Below are 17,877 nucleotides of genomic sequence, written 5' to 3' on the forward strand. Positions count from 1 at the left end.
TCCAGAATCATCCTTGATGAAGGGGGCGCTGAATCGTTACTTGGAAAGGGTGATATGCTGTTTAAGCGCGCAGGCGCGCTCAACCTTGTAAGAATCCAGGGCGCTTTTATTCCCGATGAAGAAGTTGAGAACGTTGTCAATTATGTGAAGAACGAGTGCCTGAAGCAGGAATCTGAGCCTGTAAAGTATGAACCGATTGATTTGTCCATTCCTGAAAAATCTTCGAATGAGGCGAATGCGGAAGATATGATGGATGATCTGCTGCAAGAGGCTTCCGAATGGGTTTTAGACACCAAACGTGCATCCGTATCTGCTCTTCAGAGAAGATTCCGTATCGGATACACGCGTGCGGGCCGGCTTATGGACTCCATGGAGAAAATGGGAATCGTTGGACCTGCAGAAGGTGCCAAGCCGCGTGAAATCCTGATGACTAAAGATAAAGTATCTGAAATGTTTATGAATATAGAAAATTCTAAGGAAGAAGAACAACAATAGCTCTATTGCTGCGGATTGCTATTAGTAATTAGCTGCTGGAGATGGTATGATATAATTCTTATTGGGAATCGGGGTGAAAAATATGAAGCGTCTGCTTTCCGTTATCCTGTTTCTGATACTTGCGGGGGCGGCATTTCTGGGCATTTTCCAATATGCAAAAAATCAGGAAAACCTGAAAAAACAGAGATCTGATACCACGGAAAAAGTCGTAGTATATACCGATTTGCAGTCAGGAATGCTGGAACCGCTGAATGCGCCTTTCTATAAGGAAACCGGAATGAAACTGGATATCGTATATTTGACCTCGAATCAGATGGTGCAGGGATCTTCAGATTCTGATAAAATACCCGATGTCTATATCACATCCCAGGATTCTCTGGTCAAATTGAAAGATAATAAAATGTTAGAGCCATATTTTTCATCACGCACAGATACAGCTTTGAATGTTTTTCGTGATGATGATTCATACTGGACAGGCATCTGGATAGATCCGGTTATATTTGCAGTCAATAAGGATTTCTTTTTAAAGCATCCTGCATTCAGCTATACCTGGACAGAGGTGCTTACCAGGAAATCAGTTCAGTTATCAATGACAGATTTCATTGCTGCAGATATGGCTGAAGACCTGCTTATGTGCATGGCAGAACATTTCGGTATCAATGAAACCTTCCAGCTTTTATACCAGGCACAGGGGCATGTAGTTCAGTACGGCAAGTATCTGTCTACTCCTTCAAGAATGGCTGCCATGGGAAAATGCGATATCGGTATCTCGGGGCTTAATGAAACGCTTCGTACAAGAAATGAGAACATGCCCGTTACTATTATTTATCCGGAAGATGGTTCTCCATGGTATCTTTATGGAGCAGGTCTTTCAAAAAGCAGCCTGAATCCGGACCGGGGCAGACAATTCATAGAATGGCTGCTTAATCCGGAAGGATACAAGAAGATAATGGAACAGAATCAATATTATTATGTTTATGTTAATGATGAAGATATGAAGCCGGACGTTATTGGCGGAGATCTTCGCTTCTGGGATTTGAAAAAGATGTATTTTGATGAAGGGAAAAAGGATTTGCTCAACCAATGGGCTGACAAAATTCGTTTTGGAGGAACAAATAATTGACAGTTAAAACTTTAGGAGTTGTAAGCTTAGGCTGCTCTAAGAATCTCGTTGATACGGAAATGATGGTAGGCATTCTTGAAAAAGATGGCTACAAAATGGTAGATGATCTGGATGATGCACAAGTCATTTTTGTAAATACTTGTACGTTTATTGATGCAGCCAAAGAAGAATCCATACAGACGATTTTGCAGGCAGCTGAATATAAGAAGTCGGGCATTTGCGAAAAATTGGTTGTGGCAGGCTGTCTTGCACAGCAATACAAGAAGAGCCTCAGCGCTGAACTGCCGGAAGTGGATATTTTCATCGGAACCGAATCATGGCAGCTTATTTCCGAAGCATTGAAGGAATCCTATGCTGAGCAAGGGGAAAATGTTTTCAAGTTCAACATGAAACCCTGCAATAATGAAGAATCAATGCCAAGAGAAATATTGACGCCAAAATATTCTGCTTATGTGAAAATTGCAGAAGGATGCAGCAACGGATGCACATTCTGCTATATCCCGTATGTTCGCGGACCGATGAGAAGCCGTCCCGTTGCATCTATTGTGCATGAAGTCAGAAGACTGGCTGCCGATGGCGTGAGAGAGTTCAATTTAATAGCACAGGACTTAAGCTGCTACGGAAGAGATTTGAGTGAACCGGCAAGTCTTGCCAAGCTTTTAAAAGAGCTTGTAAAGATTGAAGGCGTAAAAAGGATAAGACTTTTCTACCTTTACCCGACTTATTTTGATGATGAACTTTTGCAGATCATTCTGACTGAACCCAAAATCTGCAAATATGTTGATATTCCATTGCAGCATATTAGCAATAATGTGCTGAAACGTATGAACCGCAAGGACTCAACGGAAAGTATCAGGGAGTTGTTGTCAAAGATACGTTCATCTTCTCCACGCATGACAGTCAGAACTACTTTGATGGTCGGCTTCCCTGGAGAAACAGATCAGGATTTCCAAGAACTTTGCGATTTCATCAAGGAAGTAAAATTTGATGATATGGGTGCTTTCATGTTCTCACCGCAGGAAGGTACACCGGCTGCAAGAATGGCAGACCAGATTCCTGAAGAGGTTAAGGAATCCCGCTATCATGAATTAATGTCTATCCAAGCCGGCATTTCTGAAGAAAATAATGAAAATCTGATAGGCACTGAAACGGAAGTCCTTGTCGAGGAACTTATTGATACCGGTGACGGGAATATCCAGGCAAAAGGACGTGCATCTTTCCAGGCTCCGGAAGTTGATGGAAATGTGTATATCGATCAGCCGGATGACCTTCAGCCCGGTGATTTTGTAAATGTAAAAATTGTTGATGGCTATGCATACGATTTAATTGGCGAAAAGATCTAATGACCTTCTGAGAGGGAATCATGATAACTGAAATCATAACCACAGGCACTGAGCTGCTTTTGGGAGAGATTGTTAACGAGAATGCGCAGTGGCTTGCATCTTTTATGAATGAACATGGTTATACTGTGGCATATTTGACCACAGCAGGGGATAACCCGAAACGTTTGGAAGAGACTTTCAAGACTGCTCTGGCAAGAGCGGATATTGTTATCACTTCAGGCGGACTGGGCTCAACTATGGGAGATATTACAAAGAAAGCCGGAGCTGACGCATTGGGGATTCCATTCATGCTAAATGCTGACGAATCCATTCGGCTGAAGTCATATTATGAACAGAAGAAGCGTAAATATCTTCCGCCTTTAGAAAGGCAGGCCTGGTTTGCCAAAGGGGCTGTTTTACTGAAAAACGAGTATGGTTCCGCTTCCGGATCAGTAACAGAATGCAATGGCAAATTGCTGATTCATCTGCCCGGACCTCCATTTGAAATGAAAATGATGGCGCAGAATCAGATGATGCCATTCCTTGAGGAAAAATTCGGGAATCAGGGCGTGATTCGTTCTGCTGAACTGCCGGTCAAAGGATTATCGGAAGCTGAAATAGAAACAAGGATCAGCCATTTATTAAAAGCCCAGAATAATCCTACAATCGCGCTCCTGGCAAGACCGGGATATATTCTGGTCAGGGTGACTGGAAAGGGATGCAGTGCAGATGATGCCTATCATCTGATGGAACCGGTCATAAAGCAGATAGGAGAATTGCTGCCTGTCTCAAGTTATCATATAGAAAAGAATGCAAGGGAAGATTTAGTCAAGGAAATCCAAAACAATAAGCTGACTATAAGTGCCGCAGAATCTTGCACAGGCGGATTGATTGGGAAACTTCTCACGGATCTGCCCGGCAGTTCTGATTATTTCAAAGGCAGTGCGGTGACGTACTGGAATGAAGCGAAAGAAAATGTACTGCATGTCGATCCTGAAGTGCTTGAAAAATACACGGCAGTCAGTGAAAATGTGGCAAAAGAGATGGCAGAAGGGGCACGCAGACTTTATAAGAGTGACATATCCGTTTCTACTACAGGTTATGCCGGACCAGGCTCCGGAGAAAGGGGAGAACCGGCCGGGCTTGTTTATATCGGGGTTTCAGGGCCAATCGGGACTGTTGTTTACGAAGAACATTTCATGGGTTCACGTAAAAGCGTCCGTTATGCCGCTGCAGAAACGGCTTTCTATTATGCTATGAAATACATTAAGAAGTTAGTGCAGGAAGAGAGGGAAAAAGATGGCAACAGATAGTAATGCAGAAAAGAGAAAAGCTCTTGATAATGCAATCCATCAGATTACTCGTGAATTTGGCGCCGGATCGATTATGCGTCTTGGCGATATGGGGAATAAATTAGATATTGATGTTATTCCTACAGGTTCCTTAGCACTCGATATTGCTGTCGGTGTTGGCGGATATCCACGCGGCAGAGTGATTGAAATTTATGGTCCGGAATCTTCCGGTAAGACCACACTGGCCCTGCATGCAATTGCTGAAGCCCAGAAATTAGGCGGATTCGCTGCTTTTATTGATGCTGAACACGCATTGGACCCAATGTATGCTCATCGGCTTGGCGTTGATACTAAGGATTTATTAATATCCCAGCCGGACAGTGGTGAACAGGCACTCAGCATTTGTGAATCTTTGGTCAGAAGCGGCGCTGTTGATATCGTAGTCATCGACTCCGTTGCGGCATTGGTTCCAAAACAGGAAATTGAAGGCGATATTGGCGATCAGTCTGTCGGCCTTCAGGCAAGACTGATGAGTAAAGCACTCAGAAAACTGACCGGCATCATAAGCAAATCCAAAACAATCGTCATTTTCATTAACCAGATTCGTGAAAAAGTCGGCGTTATGTTTGGCAACCCGGAAACCACGACAGGCGGACGCGCACTTAAATTCTATGCATCCATGCGTATTGAAATAAGAAGAGCGGAAGCCATAAAGAATGGCACGGATGTTATCGGAAACAGGACAAGGGCAAAGGTTGTAAAGAACAAAGTGGCTCCTCCGTTTAAGGTGGCTGAATTTGATATCATGTATGGGGAAGGCATTTCTGTAGAAGGAACACTTCTTGATATTGCTGTAAATATGGATATTATCCAGAAGAGCGGAGCCTGGTATTCCTATAATGGAAGCAGAATCAGCCAGGGACGTGAAGCAGCCAAGACATACTTAAAAGAACATCCGGATGTTGCTGCTGAGATTGATAAAACCATCAGGGATACACTTGTCGTTGAGCCTGGCCATTTTGAAGATGGCGTATTATCTGAACAAGATGAAGAGGACAAATAAGACTGCATATGAATCAGCAATTCATTTATTGAATTACAGACCCCAAAGTGAATATGAACTTAGAACCAAACTGGCCCGCAAAGGATATGATCCTGATGAGATCGGCAAAGTCATGGATAAGTTAAAGCACTATGGGTATCTGAATGATTCTGAGCTCGCGGATGATTTGTTTGATTCATTCAGGAACAGAAAATGTTATGGGGACACCTATATTCATCAGAAGCTTAAGTCCAGAGGGCTCCATACCAATAAGCATTTAACGGCGGAGGAAGAAATAGATATTGCCGTTTCCTTACTGGAAGAAAAAGTCCGGATCAAACCGGAGTTATTAATTAATTACAGGAAGGCCGCCGCATTTCTTCTGAGGCGCGGACTCTCGCAAAGTGCAGTGATGACAGCTTTAAGAGAAGTAAGAACATTCGAATACGAAGATTAGTCTCTTATAGTACCTGCCACATTTACAAAGAGTCCCGTAATTTGGGACATTTCAGAAATTTCAAATTTGAATTGATAAAGCCATGCTGAAGTTCAGCATGGCTTTTCATGTTTGGTAAATAGATATGCGCGCAGGTTTCAACCATGATATTCGGGGAAAACCGTCCGTTGGCAGAATAGTTTTGATGGAATAAAAAAATAATCAGATAGTTTACTTTGACCTATTGACTTTTTGATTTATTGTTTTATAATATAGAAAAGAATCAATGGAAGGGAGGGCTGGCAAGCAATGCATAATTCAATGTTATCTGACAGGATTGAAAAGTTTATTTTGGAAATGCTGGGTAAACAGTCAACTGATGAAATTTTACTGAAAAGGAAAGATGTGGCAGATTTATTAGAATGTGCTCCTTCTCAAATTACGTATGTAATTAATACCAGATTTTCTCCCGATAATCGTTTTGTCGTGGAATCAAGGCGCGGAAGCGGAGGATATATCAAGATATCGTTAGGAGAAGATAATGCACCTTCACATTCTAAGGATCAGGCTTCATCCAAGACCAGAAGCAGTACCAGCACAGGAGGGAAACAACGAACCAATGAAATTCATCCCAATAGTATTACAGAAATAGAGAATGGATTAGACAGCTATTTCAGAATGCTCTTAGACTATGAAATTATCTCGTCCAGAGAATACAGATTAATTTGTACACTAACTCATACAATGCTGGAGTATTGTCCTGAAAGCCACCGTCGTGAGGCGGCCAAGACAATGATTCATAGAATTGAATGGGTCACGAAAGGAGAATAAAATGCTTTGTGATTCTTGTCATCAAAAAGAAGCTGTCATTCATATGACGCAAGTGGTTAATGGCAGAAGATCTGAACGGCATTTATGCCGGGATTGTGCCAGGAAAGAAAATTTGATCAACGATCCGTTTGATCTTTGGAATCAGGAAGTTTTTGCTCATCCATTTGATTCCTTTTTCGGTAATGACTTTGTCAATCCTTTCCAGCATGCAGAGCAGAACCTGCAGCCTGGTTTGTCATGTTCCAATTGCGGGAAGACATATCAGGATTTTAGAAAGGATGGTCTGCTTGGCTGCGAGGAGTGCTATAACCAGTTCCGTTCCAAATTGAAAAATTTCCTGAATAAAAATCAGGGAACTGATCAGCATATCGGAAAGGCTCCTGGTAAACAGGACGAGGAAAAAACAGAAGGAATGTCTGAAATCAATCGGCTGAAAAGTGAGCTCAAGAAGTGCATCAAGGAAGAAAACTACGAACAGGCAGCTGTAATCAGAGATCAGATTAATAAACTTGAGGGAGGCAGCTCTAAATGAAATTAGAGGAGTTTTTAGCCGGCCCGGCAGGCGGCTTGACTGATGGAAACCAGGATCGGTCTGAATTTGGGAAGCGAATCTGCATCAGGAGGAATATAAGCGGATTTCATTTTCCGGAGAAGCTTTCCATGCAGGAAAGACAAAAGGTCTTGTCTGAAATACAAAGGGCTCTTGATGCAGCTGGACTTGATGCTGAAGAGTATCCGCTGGCAGGCATGGATTCAAACGAAAGACAGGTATTGCTTGACAGAGGCATGATTCCGAAAAAAAGTCTGCGGAATTTAAATGGAATAAGTTTGTTCCTGATTGGAGACGGACATATTTCTCTCCTGTCTAATGCATTGGATCATATATGCCTCAATGCAGCCGGCCATGCGGATTCTTTCTCTGGCAGCTGGAAAGATTTAACACAAATTGATGATAAATTATCTCAATCAATCCGCTATGCTTATGATAATCAATTCGGCTATTTAACGGGATCTATTTTTAATACGGGTACCGGATTAGCTGCCGAGGCAATGCTCTTCCTTCCAGGTCTTACTGCCAACGGCAGGATCAGGGATCTGGCCAGGGCTGTTGAACGGCAGGGATTTTCCATCAGGAGCCTGACAGGTAATGATTCCTGGAATAGTGCCTTTTATGAAATAAAGTCTACACAGACGATCGGTGTCCAGGAAGAAAAGTATATGCAAAGATTTGATTCGCTTCTTTCGGATATCAACGACATCGAAAACCAGTACTGGGAAAAGATGTTCAAAGGTTCTGAGATAACTATCAGGGATCAGATCTGGAGGGCATTGGGAACTTTGAAATATGCCCGGCAGATTGACGAACAGGAAGCGATGAAACTGGCAGGCCTTATAAAAGCTGGCGTAAAAGAGAAAATGATACCAGATAAGAATGGGTTATTATTTCATCAAATCTTTTCTCTGGTTTCAAATAACCAGGTCGCTTATACGACACATAAAGAAATGGATGATGCACAATCAATCAATGCATGGCGTGCTGCTTTGCTGAGAGATGCAGTTAAAGAATTATAATGAAAGATTATTTTACCCTTATAAGGAGGGATTAATATGGAAGATAGATATACTGATGGTGTTAAGAATGCCTGGAAATTTGCAGCACAGGAAGCTGCAAAATTGGGCAGCGATTACATCGGTACTGAGCACTTGCTGATTGGCATTGCTCATGAAGGAGATTCCGCAGGCGGAAAGATTTTAAATTCCCTGGGGATTACTGTTGGTACTCTGGAAGAGCTTTTGTCCGGCAGCAGAAATACATCCCTGTTCCGGAGATCCGAACTGTATGTTGCACCGCGTACAAAACGCGTACTGGAGATGGCTGTCGAAGAAGCCAATGAACTCGGAAATTCTTATGTCGGGACAGAACATCTGCTTCTGGCAATACTGCACGAAGGCGGCGGCCTGGCTGTAAGAATTTTAGAGCAGCTGGGAGTCACTGAGGATAAACTTCAGAAAGCATTTGAAGATGTACTTTCTGAGGATAATTCCAAGAGTGATCAATCGGCTTCCCTTGGCGATTTAAGTGACTTTGCCATTGATTTGAATGAACGTGCCAAACAGGGAAAAATCGATCCTGTCATTGGCCGCGAGGAAGAAATCAACAGAGTTATTCAAATTCTGTCCAGAAGAAGCAAAAACAATCCTGTGCTTATTGGCGAACCTGGCGTTGGTAAAACTGCTATCGCGGAAGGCCTGGCTCAGAGAATCGTAAACAATGATGTGCCTGAAATATTGAAAAACTGCCATATTATTTCACTGAATATGTCTGCAGTTGTTGCTGGCACAAAGTACAGAGGTGAATTTGAGGAAAGGCTGAAAAAGGTGCTGGATACCGTCAAGCAGCATTCCGACTGGATTCTGTTCATTGATGAACTCCATACACTGGTAGGAGCAGGTTCCAGCGAAGGCTCCATGGATGCAGCAAATATCATGAAACCTGCACTTGCAAGAGGTGAGCTTCACTGCATTGGCGCTACAACCCTGAAAGAATATAAAAAATATATCGAAAAGGATGCAGCTTTGGAAAGACGTTTCCAGCCTGTAAAGGTAGGAGAACCGAATCCTGCAGATACCCTTCGTATTCTGGAAGGCCTGCGCGACAGATATGAGGCATTCCATAAGGCTAAAATTACTGATGAAGCATTGAAGGCTGCTGTTGAGCTTTCCGGACGTTATATTACGGATAGATTCCAGCCGGATAAATCAATTGATGTAATCGATGAAGCGGCTGCCAAGGTACGTATGGAAGCTTCTTCAGCACCAGAAGGACTTAAAAACAAGGAAGCCCAGCTTGCATCCCTGCAGAAAGAAAAGGAAGCGGCAATCTCCACGCAGGACTATGAACGCGCTGCTATTTACCGTGACCAGTCCAAGAAGCTTGAAGCGGATATCGAACAGTTGAAGAAAGAATGGAAAGGTGCTGACCATGATCATCTTACTGTAACTGAAGAAGATGTTGCAGAAGTTGTTTCCAAATGGACAGGTGTTCCTCTCCAGAACCTGAAGAAGAGCGATTCCGAACGTCTGCTTCACCTGGAAGATGAACTCCATAAGAGAGTCATCGGACAGGATGATGCTGTTCATGCGGTTGCTACTGCAATCCGCCGTGCGAGAGCAGGCATGAAGGATCCAAAACGCCCGATTGGTTCTTTTCTGTTCCTCGGTTCGACCGGTGTCGGCAAAACGGAACTGGCACGTGCCCTGGCAGAGACAATGTTTGGCAGCGAAAAGAATATGATTCGTTTTGATATGTCCGAATACATGGAAAAGCATGAAGTTTCGCGTCTGGTCGGTGCACCTCCAGGATACGTCGGATACGAAGAAGGCGGTCAATTGACAGATGCCGTCAGAAAGAATCCTTACAGTGTCATTCTCTTTGATGAAGTAGAAAAAGCTCACATGGATTTCTTCAATATCCTGCTGCAGGTATTGGATGACGGCCGCCTGACAGACGGTCAGGGACGTACGGTTGATTTCACAAACTGTGTCATCATAATGACAAGCAACCTGGGATCCAATTATCTCAAGGGACACGTAAAGAAACCGGGCTTCTCTTCTGATAGTGATGATAAGAAGGATGAAGATTTCGAATCGATCAAGGAAACAATCCTTGCTGAAGTAAAGCGTACCTTCAGACCGGAATTCATCAACCGTATCGATGAAATCATTGTTTTCCATCCATTGACGGAAGAGAACCTTTCTGCCATCGTAAATCTGCTTTTGAAAGATGTAGAAAAGAAACTGGAACATTTCAATGTAAGTCTTGAAATTTCTGATTCCGCTAAGAAGCTTCTGATCAAAGATGGTACAGATATTGAGTATGGTGCCCGTCCTTTGAAGAGGGTTATTCAGAAAGAAATCGAAGATCCGGTTGCCAACTTGATTCTGGAAGATGGATTGGAAGGCAAGTCAGTACTTCAGATTAATACGGACGACAAGAATAAATTGACTTTTACAGCTAAATAATTTCAGTTATATAAACGTATAGTATAATGGATACAGGCCGCATTGCCTGTATCCATTTTTTTGTATGAGGTATTTAACATGAGTGGGAAAAATAATAAAAACATTAAATATAAATGTTCGAACTGTGGTGCAGAAACACTAAAATGGATGGGTAGATGTCCACAATGTGGGGAATGGAATACCCTTGAAGAGAAAATTGAAGTATCTGCTCCCAAAAATATAAGAATCAGTGGTGCTGAAACCATTTCAAAGGCTCCTGTCAGCCTTTCCAAAATCAATCTGTCGAACCATAACAGAATTAAGCTGGGTCTTTCTGAAGTAGACCGGCCGCTTGGCGGCGGCGTCGTTCCAGGGTCCGTAATTTTATGGGGCGGTGAGCCTGGTATAGGCAAGTCTACACTTATCCTGCAGATATGTAATGCTATGGCGAAAACCGGGAACACGGTCCTTTATTGCAGCGGAGAGGAATCAGAAGAGCAGATCAAGCTCCGGGCTGAACGTCTTAACATCAATGAAGATGCCTGCTATATTTATTCGGGCGGAGATCTTGAGGCAATTATCAACGAGGCCAACGAAATCAAGCCTAATATGCTTGTTATTGACTCCATCCAGACCATGTACATTTCAGATAACGATTCTCCCATGGGGAGTCCCGCTCAGATACGAGATTGTACAGCTGCTCTTGTCAGGTTTGCAAAAGCGAATAATATAACAGTCATGATTATAGGGCATGTTACCAAAGAGGGTAATTTGGCAGGACCCCGTATTTTGGAACATATGGTGGATGTCGTACTTTATCTGGAAGGCGACCGGAGCTATCAGTTCAGGGTTCTGCGGACAGTAAAGAACAGATTTGGCTCTACCGCAGATTCAGGCCTTTTTGTCATGGAAGGAAAGGGATTAATCGGAATTCAAGATCCGTCAACCTATCTGTTAAGAGACCGCGCTGAAATGGTGCCCGGGTCTATCGTCATGGCATGCATGGAAGGCCTCAGGCCGATATTGATTGAAATTCAGGCGCTGACAACACATTCTGTGCTGGCCATACCAAGAAGGATTTCTTCAGGATATGACTATAACAGGCTTGTTATACTTCTTGCTGTTCTGGAAAAGCGCGGGCATGTTATGTTTTCTTCAGATGATGTCTATCTTAATGTTGCCGGCGGATTTAAGGTGAGGGAAACAGCGGCTGATCTTGCTGTTGCGCTGGCCTTGGTTTCAATGAAGAAGGAAAAACCTATACCATCCGGGCTGATGGCCCTTGGGGAAATCGGGCTGACAGGTGAAATACTCCCTGTTTCTCATATAGGTATCCGACTCAAAGAGGGGATAAAGATGAATTTCAAACAATTTATTCTTCCTTCCAGAAATAAAAATGAGGTATTATCTCTTGAAAAAAGTGGTAAAATTGGTCATGGTTTAGATATTCATTTTGTTGAAAAGATTACGCAGGCTCTTGATTTTTTATAATGTCTCGTTTTTTCTAGCAAGAGTAGTGTAAATCGCATGCATATTTTGGTATAATAAAAAAATACATAAAACATACATAAGAATGAACTAAACTCATAAGATTTTTGTTTCAATTTGTTTATGACACTACTTTTTTTAATTAAGAGGAAATTTTAAGATGCCGGAAAAAATACTGAGAGCAATATTTGTCTTGCTTTTCACTGTCCTCGGAATCGTTTTATCGAGGCAGGGAGAAACAGTACTTGCATTGCTGCTGCCAAACTCAGTTCTGACTGAAACTATTTTAGGAATTACATTTATGTCGCTGGCTGCCATGCTGGTTGGCGGTATATTCGGGGCAATTATCGGGAGCTTTATTTCACCATACCTGATCAAGAGCCTTTTTATGTTCACATCAACAGTAGAAAAGTCTCTTTCAGCCATGTCCACGCAGGATCTCATTGCGGGAACCCTGGGGCTGTTTTTGGGTCTCATTATTGCAAACCTTGTGGGACTGGCATTTGGGAGTGTTCCCTATATCGGGCCATATGTTTCCGTAGCTTTGAGTATTATTCTCGGCTATCTTGGAATGCACTTGGTGGTCAGTAAAAAAAGTGAATTGGCAGGCTGGCTGCATTTGCATGCAGAAGGATCTTTTGATAAGAAAAAGAATAAAGATCATCATACCGGCAAATTATTGGATACAAATGTTATCATAGATGGACGTGTAGCAGACATTTACAGATCAGGATTTCTTGAAGGGCCGATCATCGTCCCTGTTTTTGTCTTGGAAGAGCTGCAGAAGATTGCTGACAGTTCTGATATTCTTAAGAGAAACCGTGGACGCAGGGGACTCGACATACTCAATCATATGAGAAAGAACAGCAAGGATGATGTGATCATCGTAACAAATGATTTTGAGGATATTTCTGAAGTCGATTCCAAACTTGTGAAGCTGGCACGTGAGAAAAATTATAAAATAGTCACTAATGACTATAATTTGAATAAGGTAGCTGAGCTGCAGGGCGTTGCTGTTCTGAACATAAATGATCTGGCAATAGCCGTGAAGCCTGCTGTAATTCCGGGCGAGCAGATTTTTGTCCAATTGGTCAAGAGCGGCAAGGAAGAAGGACAAGGCGTTGCTTATCTTGAAGATGGCACAATGATCGTTGTTGAAAACGGGAGCCAGTGCATAGGAAAAGAGGTTCCGGTCATCATTACATCTGTATTACAAACTTCTGCCGGAAAAATGATATTTGCAAAATTGGAAAGTGACGAATGAATAGTTTGATCTTAGTTGCTGCAGGTAAGGGTACCAGAATGAATGCAGCAAAAAATAAACTGTTTTTGGAGTACCAAGGATATCCCTTAATTTATTACACGCTGAAAAATATTCAGAAAAGCAGGCTGCTTTCTGAATTGATTGTTGTCGCCAGCAAGGAAGAACTCAGTATTTTTCTCCCTTTAGTCGAATCTCTCAATTTTAAGATTCCTGTGAAATTTGCATCAGGCGGAGCCAGAAGAATTGATTCAGTCAGAAATGGTCTGGCACAGGTGTCAGATCGTTCAGAGAAGGTACTGGTCCATGACGGGGCAAGACCTTTCGTGGATGGAGAAATAATCGATCTCGCGTTCATCTCTATTGATTCCCGTCATCCTGCCGTTATGGTTGGAATACCCTGTGTTGACACGATGAAGGCTGTGTCATATGACACTATAGTAAAGACGCTGGATCGTTCCAATTTGATCAGGGCACAAACTCCGCAGGGCGCTTATACAGATATTTTCCAAAAGGCAGTATCTGCATTGGAAAATGACAGCACTATTACAGATGATGCTTCCATTTTGGAAAATGCAGGCATAAAAGTCAGCGTAGTGCCTGGGAAAGAATCATATTTTAAGGTAACAACACCAGAAGATTGGGATCGATTCAAGACAATGATGAATAAAGATAATGCGTTTTGCCGCATAGGGCAGGGGTATGATATTCACCAGATGGATGAATCATCACCGCTTGTCATCGGTGGTGTCAAAATTAGAGATCATCATGGATTAAAGGGGCATTCTGATGCGGATGTTCTGATACATGCCATCATAGATGCTCTGCTGGGTGCCGCCGGGCTGCGGGATATTGGGTATTATTTCCCCGATACTGATGACAGGTATAAGGGGATTTCCAGTTTGAAACTGCTTGAGAATGTCGGTAAAATGATAACTGAATCTGGTTTCCTGATTGGAAATATAGATACGACTGTTATTGCTGAGAAACCTAAGCTGGCAGGATATATTGATACTATGAAGGCTAACATTGCCGGTGTATTGGATATCCCGGTTTCCAAATTGGGGATTAAGGCAAAAACAAATGAAAAATTAGATGCAGCAGGCAGAGAAGAAGGAATTGCGTCTTTTGCATCTGCGATATTATTTAGGAGGGATTTTTAATGGAGAAGAAAGTTAAAGTTCGTTTTGCACCAAGTCCTACAGGGCCTTTTCATATTGGCGGCGCCAGATCTGCTTTGTTCAACTGGCTCTATGCACATCATATGAATGGTACATTCCTGGTTAGAATTGAAGACACAGACTTAAAGAGATCTACGAAAGAATCCGAAGAAAACATAAAGGATTCTCTGAAATGGCTGGGACTTAACTGGGATGAAGGCATCGATGTGGGAGGAGACAATGGCCCATATAGACAGACTGAACGCCTCGATATTTACAATGCAGAAGTTAAGAAACTGATTGACGAAGGAAAAGCCTACTACTGCTACTGCACAGAAGAAGAACTGGAAGAAAGCAGAAAAGAACAGATAGCAGCAGGCAAGACTCCGGTTTATGATGGACATTGCGAACATTTAACGCAGGGACAGATTGATCAGTATAAGGCTGAAGGTCGCAAACCGGTCGTCCGCCTGAAAGTCAGAAAAGATGGTGTGTTTGCATTTGATGATATGGTCAGAGGCCATGTTGAGTTCCAGGCATCCGGAATCGGTGATTTCATCATTGTAAAATCCGATGGCATTCCGGTGTATAACTTCGCAGTAGTTATCGATGATGCCAAGATGGGGATCACTCACGTTATCCGTGCTGAAGAACACCTTTCCAATACACCCAGACAGTTAGCTATTTATGAAGCGCTGGGTTATGAAGTTCCTAAGTTTGGTCATATTTCTCTGATTCTGGGTGCTGACCATAAGAAGATGAGCAAGAGACATGGCGCTACCTCAGTGACTGAATATAGAAATATGGGATATCTTCCGCAGGCTATGTTCAATTACCTGGCTTTGCTTGGATGGGCTCCGCAGGGAGAACAGGAAATTTTCTCAGTAGATGAATTAGTCAAGCAGTTCTCTATGAACCGTGTTTCCTCCAATGATGCTGTTTTTGATATTGAAAAGCTGAACTGGATTAATTTCCAGTATATGAAACAGTTAACACCGGATCAGCTGCTGGAACTGACTCTGCCATTTATTGAAAAGGCAGGATACGTGCAGGAACCTATCGATGCTGATAAGAAAGAATGGCTCAAAGCAGTCGTGTGGTATGTACGTGATCATTTGTATTATGGTGCGCAGGCTCCGGAAAATGTTAAGGTTTTCTTTGAAGATCTCCCGGCGCTTCAGGATCCGGAGCTGCTTGCTGTCATGAAGGCTGAAACAAGTGCATTGATCATCAAATCCTTTGCAGAAGAACTGAAAAAGCTGGAATCCTTCGATGCTGATTCTATCAAGAGCTGTTTTACCCGCCTGATGAAGGAAACAAAAGTCAAAGGAAAAGCTGCATTTGAACCAGTCAGAATTGCTTTGACAGGCGTTACCCATGGACCTGGCCTCTATGATATGATTGCATTATTTGGTAAAGAAAAGGCCGTCAAACTCTTAGAAGATGCTTTGGCGTATTGTTCTGACAATTAAGAATTTGGCTAAATCTTAGCTGCCAATTATTGGTGTTGTTTATTGATGGTCAGATTTAGTCAGATATAAGGAGAAGTCTCGATGGATTTTGAACTTATTGAGCATGCCCTTCCCATACTGCTTCTTGGAGCAGGTGTGACGATTGAAATCACAGCGGTCAGCGTTGCCATTGGTTTCTTTATTGGCTTGTTTGTGGGCATTGCCAGAATTTCCCAGATGAAAATTTTAAGAATTCTGGCCACTATTTACGCTGACTGCATCAGAGGAACTCCTCTGCTGGTGCAAATCTTCCTTATATATTTTGCACTGCCAATTGTTACAGGGCACAGAGTTGAACCTTTTGCAGCTGCCGTTATTGCCTGCGGTATTAACAGCGGTGCTTATGTTTCTGAAATTTTCAGAGCAGGAATCCAGTCAATCGATATCGGTCAGACCGAAGCAGGAAGATCTTTGGGATTAACATGGTGGCAGACGATGTACTATGTAATACTGCCGCAGGCGGTCAGAAACATTCTGCCGCCGCTCGGTAATGAATTCATTGCGATGCTGAAAGATTCTTCTTTGGTTTCAGTTATTGGATTTGAAGAATTGACAAGAAGAGGACAGTTAATTATTGCTCAGACGTATGGATCCTTTGAAATTTGGACAACCGTTGCAATTCTTTACCTCATTATGACATTAGCAATTTCTCGAGTAGTTGCCGCTTTGGAAAAGAGATAATTATGCCTGAAACAAAAAATTTGATAGAGATCAAGCATATAAGCAAGAAGTTTGGTGATCTTACAGTTTTAAAAGACATCAGCCTGAAGGTCAAGGAAAAAGAAGTTGTGGTTATCATAGGACCGTCCGGTTCAGGAAAAAGTACGCTTTTACGCTGCATAAACGGACTTGAAACACCGACATCGGGCGCTATTTTCTTTGATGGCCTTGAGGTTAACGGGGAAAAGAACATCAATTACGTAAGAACTGAAGTCGGCATGGTCTTTCAGCGATTTAATTTGTTCCCGCATATGACAGTACTGCAAAATCTTATGCTGGCGCCTATGAAGGTAAGAAAGATTTCCTCTGATGAGGCGAAGGAAAGAGGTATGCTTCTTCTGAAGAAAGTCGGCCTTGCTGATAAAGCGGATTACAAACCGGCACAGCTCTCAGGCGGTCAGCAGCAGCGAGTCGCGATTGCCCGTGCTCTTGCGATGAAGCCGAAAGCTCTCTTGTTTGATGAACCGACTTCTGCACTGGATCCAGAAATGGTCCATGAAGTATTGGACGTCATGAAGGAAGTTGCTGAAGAGGGCATGACTATGGTCGTCGTTACTCACGAAATGGGATTTGCCCGTGAGGTTGGATCGCGCGTGGTATTTATCGACCAGGGCGTCACAGTAGAAGAAGGTACTCCGGAAGACGTGTTCAATCATACAAAAGAAGACCGGACAAAGGAATTCCTCTCCCAGGTTCTCTAAACAATCCTGCCATAATTTATTTTTATACCAAAGCCCAAATTTTTATAATATTTGGACAGCTATATTTCGGCTTTTAGATTGACGAAATTAAAAAATTATGGTATTGTTAAAACATGCTCAATCTGAGCAATGTAGTAATTTTTTTAGGAGGAATTTCCATGAAAGGTACAGTTAAGTGGTTCAGTGCAGAAAAGGGCTATGGCTTTATTGAAAGAGAAGAAGGCGGAGATGTTTTTGTTCATTTCTCTGCTATTCAGTCCGATGGCTTCAAGACACTGAATGAAGGTCAGAAAGTTGATTTCGAAATTATTGATGGTGCAAGAGGACCGCAGGCTGCAAACGTAAAAGTTGAAGGCTGATCACTTACTGAAGCAATAGAGCGAAAGTTTCTGAATCAAAGAATGGGAGTAAATCTTTAATGGATTTACTCCCATTTTTCATTTGTTTCATAAATATAAATTTAGGCTTATAGGACATTTCGTGTTGTTTTTAT

At 42.5% G+C, this 17,877-nt stretch carries 17 protein-coding genes; all 17 read left to right on the forward strand.

Annotation, left to right across the window (positions count from 1 at the left end; all coding sequences use genetic code 11):
• On the forward strand, positions 1–495 hold a 495-nt coding region (locus tag M3200_RS02090), incomplete at its 5' end, for a DNA translocase FtsK (protein ID WP_288178081.1).
• 82 nt (positions 496–577) lie between these two features.
• Complete coding sequence (locus M3200_RS02095) at positions 578–1,618, forward strand: extracellular solute-binding protein (protein WP_022381884.1); 1,041 nt, start codon at positions 578–580, stop codon at positions 1,616–1,618.
• Positions 1,615–2,961, forward strand: a complete 1,347-nt coding sequence (gene rimO / locus M3200_RS02100; RefSeq protein ID WP_022381885.1) for a 30S ribosomal protein S12 methylthiotransferase RimO — start codon at positions 1,615–1,617, stop codon at positions 2,959–2,961. Before M3200_RS02095 ends, rimO begins: the two co-directional genes overlap by 4 nt.
• 20 nt (positions 2,962–2,981) lie before the next feature.
• Positions 2,982–4,253 carry a competence/damage-inducible protein A gene (locus tag M3200_RS02105; protein WP_022381886.1) on the forward strand — a complete coding sequence of 424 codons (1,272 nt, stop codon included), beginning with the start codon at positions 2,982–2,984 and terminating at the stop codon, positions 4,251–4,253.
• Positions 4,240–5,295: a recombinase RecA gene (gene recA / locus M3200_RS02110; RefSeq protein WP_022381887.1), complete on the forward strand. Its 1,056-nt coding sequence runs from the start codon at positions 4,240–4,242 to the stop codon at positions 5,293–5,295. Before M3200_RS02105 ends, recA begins: the two co-directional genes overlap by 14 nt.
• The gene (locus M3200_RS02115) at positions 5,279–5,731 is read left to right on the forward strand and encodes a regulatory protein RecX (RefSeq protein WP_288972705.1); all 453 of its coding nucleotides are present in this window, start codon (positions 5,279–5,281) and stop codon (positions 5,729–5,731) included. Before recA ends, M3200_RS02115 begins: the two co-directional genes overlap by 17 nt.
• A 288-nt stretch (positions 5,732–6,019) precedes the next feature.
• Positions 6,020–6,541 carry a CtsR family transcriptional regulator gene (locus M3200_RS02120; protein ID WP_022381889.1) on the forward strand — a complete coding sequence of 174 codons (522 nt, stop codon included), beginning with the start codon at positions 6,020–6,022 and terminating at the stop codon, positions 6,539–6,541.
• A 112-nt stretch (positions 6,542–6,653) separates the two neighbouring features.
• Positions 6,654–7,073 (forward strand): UvrB/UvrC motif-containing protein, encoded by a 420-nt coding sequence (locus M3200_RS02125; protein WP_288178083.1) that lies wholly within the window; start codon positions 6,654–6,656, stop codon positions 7,071–7,073.
• A complete protein-coding gene (locus M3200_RS02130) occupies positions 7,070–8,113 on the forward strand; it encodes a hypothetical protein (protein ID WP_022381891.1) in 1,044 nt (347 codons plus the stop codon). Before M3200_RS02125 ends, M3200_RS02130 begins: the two co-directional genes overlap by 4 nt.
• Before the next feature lie 36 nt (positions 8,114–8,149).
• Entirely contained in the window at positions 8,150–10,564 is a 2,415-nt protein-coding gene (locus M3200_RS02135) for an ATP-dependent Clp protease ATP-binding subunit (protein ID WP_022381892.1), read from the forward strand.
• A 78-nt stretch (positions 10,565–10,642) separates the two neighbouring features.
• On the forward strand, positions 10,643–12,034 hold the full coding sequence (gene radA / locus M3200_RS02140) for a DNA repair protein RadA (protein WP_022381893.1): 1,392 nt from the start codon (positions 10,643–10,645) through the stop codon (positions 12,032–12,034).
• Between the two features lie 157 nt (positions 12,035–12,191).
• Positions 12,192–13,295 (forward strand): PIN/TRAM domain-containing protein, encoded by a 1,104-nt coding sequence (locus M3200_RS02145; RefSeq protein WP_022381894.1) that lies wholly within the window; start codon positions 12,192–12,194, stop codon positions 13,293–13,295.
• On the forward strand, positions 13,292–14,455 hold the full coding sequence (gene ispD, locus M3200_RS02150; RefSeq protein ID WP_022381895.1) for a 2-C-methyl-D-erythritol 4-phosphate cytidylyltransferase: 1,164 nt from the start codon (positions 13,292–13,294) through the stop codon (positions 14,453–14,455). The genes M3200_RS02145 and ispD overlap by 4 nt, the downstream gene beginning before the upstream one ends.
• Positions 14,455–15,924, forward strand: a complete 1,470-nt coding sequence (gene gltX, locus M3200_RS02155; RefSeq protein ID WP_022381896.1) for a glutamate--tRNA ligase — start codon at positions 14,455–14,457, stop codon at positions 15,922–15,924. The genes ispD and gltX overlap by 1 nt, the downstream gene beginning before the upstream one ends.
• Before the next feature lie 81 nt (positions 15,925–16,005).
• Complete coding sequence (locus M3200_RS02160) at positions 16,006–16,644, forward strand: amino acid ABC transporter permease (protein ID WP_022381897.1); 639 nt, start codon at positions 16,006–16,008, stop codon at positions 16,642–16,644.
• A 2-nt stretch (positions 16,645–16,646) separates the two neighbouring features.
• Positions 16,647–17,384, forward strand: a complete 738-nt coding sequence (locus M3200_RS02165) for an amino acid ABC transporter ATP-binding protein (RefSeq protein ID WP_022381898.1) — start codon at positions 16,647–16,649, stop codon at positions 17,382–17,384.
• Between the two features lie 158 nt (positions 17,385–17,542).
• Positions 17,543–17,743: a cold shock domain-containing protein gene (locus tag M3200_RS02170; RefSeq protein ID WP_022381899.1), complete on the forward strand. Its 201-nt coding sequence runs from the start codon at positions 17,543–17,545 to the stop codon at positions 17,741–17,743.
• The last annotated feature ends 134 nt before the right edge of the window (positions 17,744–17,877 follow it).

The sequence above is a fragment of the Dialister sp. CAG:357 genome, from assembly GCF_000435155.1.
GTDB lineage: Bacteria > Bacillota > Negativicutes > Veillonellales > Dialisteraceae > Dialister > Dialister hominis.